This window comes from Streptomyces sp. CBMA123 (genome assembly GCF_014596465.1).
Classification (GTDB): domain Bacteria; phylum Actinomycetota; class Actinomycetes; order Streptomycetales; family Streptomycetaceae; genus Kitasatospora.
Genome location: NZ_MECK01000289.1, coordinates 1 through 6,458, shown reverse-complemented (window position 1 = coordinate 6,458; position 6,458 = coordinate 1). Strand labels below are relative to the sequence as shown.

The 6,458-nt window shown below is 75.5% G+C and carries 5 protein-coding genes; 1 reads left to right on the top strand and 4 read right to left on the bottom strand.

The features are described 5' to 3' along the window. A partial coding sequence (locus BG452_RS46020) for a DUF2510 domain-containing protein (protein ID WP_223242804.1) occupies positions 1 to 755 on the bottom strand: 755 nt, incomplete at its 3' end. 453 nt (positions 756 to 1,208) lie between these two features. On the opposite strand from BG452_RS46020, the gene BG452_RS27460 reads away from it, so the two are divergent. Next, entirely contained in the window at positions 1,209 to 1,625 is a 417-nt protein-coding gene (locus BG452_RS27460; protein ID WP_188307044.1) for an SsgA family sporulation/cell division regulator, read from the top strand. A 176-nt stretch (positions 1,626 to 1,801) separates the two neighbouring features. On the opposite strand, the gene BG452_RS27455 is transcribed toward BG452_RS27460, so the two are convergent. The 3 genes from BG452_RS27455 to BG452_RS27445 all read right to left on the bottom strand — a co-directional run. Next, positions 1,802 to 3,205: a glycosyltransferase 87 family protein gene (locus BG452_RS27455; RefSeq protein ID WP_188307043.1), complete on the bottom strand. Its 1,404-nt coding sequence runs from the start codon at positions 3,203 to 3,205 to the stop codon at positions 1,802 to 1,804. Positions 3,206 to 3,438: 233 nt separating this feature from the next. Continuing rightward, positions 3,439 to 5,025 (bottom strand): cellulose binding domain-containing protein, encoded by a 1,587-nt coding sequence (locus tag BG452_RS27450; RefSeq protein WP_188307042.1) that lies wholly within the window; start codon positions 5,023 to 5,025, stop codon positions 3,439 to 3,441. Between the two features lie 296 nt (positions 5,026 to 5,321). After that, positions 5,322 to 6,458 (bottom strand): sensor histidine kinase (locus tag BG452_RS27445; RefSeq protein ID WP_188307041.1); only part of this gene is annotated, 1,137 nt, incomplete at its 5' end.

Below are 6,458 nucleotides of genomic sequence, written 5' to 3'. Positions count from 1 at the left end.
GCTTCGACCGGCGCCACGGCGACGGCGACGGGGACCGGCGCGGGCGCCGCACGGACCGCCACCGCCACGGCGGGTGTGACGGCCACAGCGGCCTCCGCGACGGCCTCCGCCGCGACCTCCACGGCAATCGCAGCACGCCCGCCCTCCGCGCGCCCCTCGTCGTCCTCGAGCGCCCCCGGAAGCACCCCCCAGGACACCCAGTGCGGTGCCCCACCCGTCTCGGTCAGTCCCCGCTGCGCCTGCGGATCGACCTGCCACCCGGACGCTTCGGCGGCCCCCGGCGCCCCGGGCACTTCCTCCCCCACCGGCTCGACGGCCCGGAAGACCGGCCCGCCGATCACCTCCGCCACCCTCGGCCCGACCACGAAGGACGCCCCGCCCGTGGTCTGGTCGAGGTAGACCGGCCCGGTGTCCCCCGAGCCCGTCGCCGCCCGCGCCTCCCGCGCCTCGAATGCGGCCACCGGCACCGGCGCTGACACCGGCACCGGCACCGGCGACTCCGAACGCGCGGGCGGCACCGGCACCACCGGCGGGGGCACCGTCCGCGCCGCCGCCACGTCGGGGGCGGACCGCCGGGTGACGAACCGGGGCGGCTGCAGCAGCTCGCCCTCGGCGGGCGCGGGCCGACTGGTACCGGGGACCCAGGCCGAGCCGCCCCAGTACCGGACGAAGCCGGGGATGGACGGGTCGGGGTAGTAGCCGGGCCCGGGTGCGACGGCCGGGTCGCCGTCGACGGCGAAGGGGCGGTCCGTCATGGGGGTCTTCTCCTGTCAGGTCCTGACGAGGGCCGGCGGGGGGCGGGCCCCAACAGGTCGAAAGGGTTGGAACGGGTCGAAGCGAGCTGGATCGGATCGAACGTCGGACTCACGGCGAGCCGCTACGGCACGCCCGCGCACGCCCCGGGGGCACTCGGCGCGCACGTGGGGGCACCACCGAAGGCGGACAGTCGTCGGACAGTCACAAAGGGTAGTGCCTCGCCGGAGTGCCGACGGAAAGTTGGCGATTCCCCGGACAGCGGAGGGCCGCCCGGGGTAAGGAACGGGGCGCGCGGCGGGCGGTCACGCGCCGTGGCCCCGGCCGTTCACCACCCCGCACGAAACTTCCGGGAGAAATCCCGGAAACGTGTGTAAGAACCGGCGTGGACCGCCCTCTCAAAGGTCATCGGGCTCGGAACCGGGCACGAACCGAAGGCAGAGAGGAAGACGATCATGGACCGCCCCGTCAGCGTCGTGGAGCACGAGCTGGAGCTCAACCTGGTGCTCTCGCCCGAGCACAGCGTCCCCGTCCCGGCCCGGCTGACCTACGGCAGCCACGACCCGTACGCCGTGTACATCACCTTCCACCTGGACACCGGCTCCCCGGTGACCTGGGTGTTCGCCCGCGAGCTGCTGGTCGAGGGCACCTTCCGCCCGTGCGGCCAGGGCGACGTGCGGATCTGGCCGACCCGCTCGGGCCGGCGCAGCGTGCTGTGCATGGCGCTGAGCTCGCCCGCCGGGGACGCGCTGCTGGAGGCGCCGCTGCCGGTGGTCGCGGCCTGGCTGGAGCGGGCGCACCGGCTGGTCCCGCCGGGCAGCGAGCTGGCCGCCCTGGACATGGACGGCTCGCTCGCCGAGCTGCTCGCGTAGGCGTGCGGGTCGTGCGCCGCAGCGTGCACTGGACCGTCCACCAGTACCGGGCCGACCAGCGGCACGAAGACGGACGGGAACACGGGCACCCACCCGAGGACGGGCCCGCGCGGGAGCGCGAGCGCGCCCGGGGCCAGGTGCCCCCGGGGAGCGGGAGCGACGGCGCCCCCGCCGGCTCAGCGGGCCGCGGGGGCCTGCTGACGACCGCGGGCGGCGTCGGGGCCGCCGCCGCCGCGCTGTCCGGGCAGCCGGACGAGCGGGGCGCCGGCGGAGCGCCGCCGGGCCCTTATCCGGATGGCGGCGGCGAGCAGGAAGCAGAGTCCGACCCACGGATAGATCGAGGTCGGCAGCTGGCGCAGTGCTGACATGTGGAGCACCGCCGCGCCGACCGGCTTCGCCGCCCACATCGCGAAGGACAGGAAGGCCAGCAGGGTGGCCCAGAAGGCGGCCCGCCAGCGCAGCCGGCGGACGCCCGCTGGGCGGGCGTGCTCGACGGAGGCCTCGGTGGCGAGCAGCACGAGCACCGGTACGCACCAGATCCAGTGGTGGGTCCAGCTGATCGGCGAGATCAGCACGGCCGTGACGGCCGTGACGCAGACGCCCCAGGCCTCGGCCCGGGGCAGCCAGCGGCCGCTGCGGGCGGCCCAGGCGGCGATGGCGAGGCCGACCAGTGCGGCCAGCCCGGCCCCGAGGGTGGCGAGGGTGCCGGGGTCGGCGCTGTGCAGCAGGCGGGCGAAGGCGCCGCGGAGCGACTGGTTGTCGACGATCTCGGTCTTGCCGACCCGGGAGGAGTCGTAGAGGTACTTGGTCCAGAAGCCCCAGGTGGCGTCGGGCAGGAAGAGCGTGCCGATCAGGAAGGTGGCGAGGAAGGTGAAGCCGGCCACGAAGGCGGCCCGGACCCTGCCGGTGATCAGCAGGTAGACGGCGAACAGGCCGGGGGTGAGCTTCATGCCGGCGGCGATGCCGATGGCGATGCCCTTGCCGCGGTGGCCGTCCGACCGGGTGAGGTCCCAGAGGATCAGGCAGCCGAGCGCGAGGTTGATCTGGCCGTACCGGAGCGTGGTGAAGACGGGTTCGAGCCAGACGCCGAGGCCGGTGATCAGCACCACGCCGATCGGCCGCAGCTCGCGGCGCGGCCAGCCGACCAGCTTGAAGGACAGGTGGGCCAGCAGGGCGAGCAGTCCGAGGTTGCCGAGAGTGATCGCCACCCGGAGGACGGGGATCGGGAACCAGGTGGTCGGCACGAACAGCATCGCCGCGAAGGGCGGGTAGGTCGCGGGCAGGTTCCACTCGGTGACGCGCAGCGCGTACAGGTCGGTGCCGTTGGCGACGGCGGCGCCCTCCGCCCGGTAGACGATCATGTCGACCATCGAGGTGTGGACGAAGTGGCGGACCACTGCGTACACGAGCAGTGACAGCAGTGCCACGGACGAGGCGACCAGCATCGGCCGACGGGGGGCCTCACGCAGTGCGCGCACCGGAGCACCGAGCGCGATCCGCAGCCGGTCCGACAGGGGGGCGGGCGAAGGCGCGGCGGGTACGGTCCCCACCGGGCTGCGCTCGTCTTGCACCGCTGTCACTGTCCACTCCGTCCACCGCTCGGCCAACCAGCGACGATACCGGATGCGGCCCGCCCTGGCCTGGGCAGGATCGACTACGCACGGTGACGAAGGTGCCCCGACCGACCGTGCTCGGCTGCGGGCTGAGCACGGGCGGTCGGGGCGGTCGGGGAGGTCAGGGAGGCTTGGAGTTCACCCCAGGCCCTGACCATCGGAGCAGGCCACCGGGGCAGGCCGGCGGAACCGGAGCGGCCTCAGCCGGTGTAGCCGCCGAGAGCCCGGGTGAAGTCCAGCGGCTGCTGGACGATGCTGCTGCAGCCGGCGTCCGCGGAGCCCTTGGCCCCGCCCTCGCAGGCCTTGTCCCGGGTGCCGGACCACATGGCCAGCCAGGCGAGGTGCCTGACCGCCGCGAAGTCGGCGAGCTGCTTGGCGTCGGCCACCGTGAAGACCTCGCTGGCGACGTCGTTGACGCCGATCATCGGGGTGACCGCGACCGTGCGCCAGGCGGCCGCGTCGTCCAGCCCCAGGACGCTCTTGACCTGGGCCTGGGTGGCGGTGGCCGCGGCGATCGCGTACGTGCCCATCCGGCCCTGCGGGTCGGGGGCGACGCCGTCGCCGAAGTCCATGGCCATGATGTTGACGGCGCCGATCGCGACCCCGTCGGCCTTGGCGCCGGTGACCAGGTCGACGCCGTCCTGGGTCAGGCCGGAGGGCAGTGCGGGCAGGGTGAAGGAGACATCGAGGGGCTTGCCCTTGGCGGCGGCGGTGCGCTGCAGCCGGGCGATGGCCTGGGCCCGCCGGGTGTTGGCGGCGGTGTTGGCCGTCGCGGCGCCCTCCACGTCGAAGTCGAGCCTGGTCACGCCGTACGCGTCGATGACCTTCTGGTACGCGGCGGCCAGCTCGGCGGTGGAGCCGCAGGCGAGGGCCAGCTCGCTGCCGTTGGCGCCGCCGAAGGAGACCCGGACGTCGCCGCCGATCGCCCGCAGCTCGCCGATCCGGGCGGCCACCGCGTCGGCGGAGAGGTCGCTGACCCCGCCCCACTTGGGCACGCAGCCGCCGCCGGAGACCACGAAGGCGAGGGTGAAGTTCTTCACGCCGGTGGCCTTGGCGGTGGCGACCAGGTCGTACGGCGGGTAGAGCGAGGTGTCCACGTACGGGGCGAAGCCGGCCCCGGCGCCGACCGGCGGTACGGGCACACCGGTCGCCGTGGGGGTGACGGTCGGGGTGGGGGTCGGCGCCGGGGTGGTCGGCTTCGCGGTGGCGGTCGGGCCGGGCGCCGCGGTCGCGGTGGACGTGGCGGTCGCGGTCGCGGTCGGCGAGGCGGTGTTGGTCGGAGCCGCCGTGGGGGTGCCGGTCGGCCGCCCGGAGGGGGTGGGCGCGGGGCCCTCGCCGGCCTTGCAGGAGGTGTTGTCGATCAGGCAGTTGCCCGGTTCGGCCTGCGCCGCGCCCGCGCCCTGGGCGACGAAGCCGACGACCACGCTCCGGCCCGGCTCCAGCCGCTTGTTCCAGGTCTCCGGCTTGACGGTGACGTGCTGCCCGTCGGCGGTGAAGGTGGCGTTCCAGAGCGAGTCGATCTTCGCGCCGGCCGGGAGGTCGAAGCTGAGCGTCCAGTCGTCGATCGGGTCGGCGGCCGGGTTGCTGACCAGGTACTGGCCGGTGTAGCCGGAGTCCCAGCTGCTGGTGCGGCTGTAGACGGCGCCGAGCGAGGCGGCGCTGGCCGAGGAGGCGAGCACCACGACCCCGCCCGCGACCAGGACGGCGGCGGCCGCCGAGGCCCCGATGATCGTCCCCTTGCGGCTGCGGCGGCGGTGGCCGGAACGGCGGGTGGGCTGGGTGGTCATGGCGCGTTACCTCCGCGGGTGCCTGCGGTCGGCACCGTGGCGGGTGCCGTCAGTCGGCCGCCGTCGGACGGGCTGCGTACGCGTGGGTACGGACGTCCCGGGCGGCCGGCCCGGCTCGGTCGGGTGACCGGCGCGACCGACGCTAGCGGCGCCCGGGGGGCCGGACGGGCGGGCTGAGCGAGGGGTGAAGCTCCCTTAGGCCGCCGTTAAGGAAGAGCCCTCCGCGCACGCGGCGCCGCCGCCGACCCGCCGTCACCTCGGGAACAGCGCGCCCCCCGACCGCCGCCGACCCGCCGTCACCTCGGAAACAGCGCGCCCCGCGACCGCCGCCGACCCGCGCGGGCGGGCGGGGCCTCCTCCGGGCGGGTGCGCAGCCGCAGCCGGGTCTCCGCGCCGCCGAGCACGGCGGAGCGGCCGAGCGCGAGGTCCCCGCCGGTGGACTCGGCGAGCTTGCGGACGATGTCCAGCCCGAGGCCGGTGGAGCCCTCCCCGCCGTGGCCCTCGCCGCGTCTGAGCGCGGCGGTCGGGTCGCTGTAGCCCGGTCCGGCGTCGCCGACCAGCACGATCACCGAGCTGTCGGTGGCCAGGACGTCCACCGAGAAGGCGGTGCCGACGGCGGTGTGCCGGAAGACGTTGCCGAGCAGCGTGTCGACGGCGGCGGCGAGGTCCCCGCGCTGGACGGGCACCGGTGCGGCGCACTCGGCGCCGGCCAGTTGCCAGCGGCGGCCCTCGTCCTCGGCCAGCGCGGACCAGAAGCCGACCCGTTCGCGGATCACCTCGGCGGCGTCGCAGCCGACCGTGACGGTGGGCGCGTCCTCGGGGGCGCGGCGGGCGGAGCGGATGATCTGGTCGACCTCGCGCTCGAGTTGGGCCACCGCGTGCCGGGTGGCGTCGGCCGCATCGCCGTCGCCGAGGGAGGCGGCGTTGAGGCGCAGCACGGTCAGCGGGGTGCGCAGCCGGTGCGACAGGTCTGCGGCCAACTCGCGCTCCGCTGCGAGGAGTTGGACGACCCGGTCGGCCATGGTGTTGAACGCGTGGCCGGCTTCGCGCAGTTCCTCGGGGCTGCCGTCGACCTGCTTGCCCTCCACCGGGACGCGCACCGCGAGGTTCCCGGCGCCGAGCGAGCGGGCGGCCGAGGCGAGCCGGCGGGCGGAGGCGACGATCCGGCCGCCCATCCGGTCGGCGACCAGCACCGAGATGGCGACCAGGCCGAGGGCGACCGCGGAGAGCACCAGCCAGGCGGTGGAGACGCCCCGGGTGAGGTCGCTCTCGGCGACGAACACCTCGACCACGGCGGTCCGCCCGGTGTCCACCGCGACCGGCTGGAGCAGCGCGTAGCCGCCGGGCACCGCCACGGTGAAGGCCCGGCCCTGGCCGCCGGCCGTGGCCACGTCGGCCGCGGTGGCGCGCGCCTCCCCGAGGGTCGGGCCGTC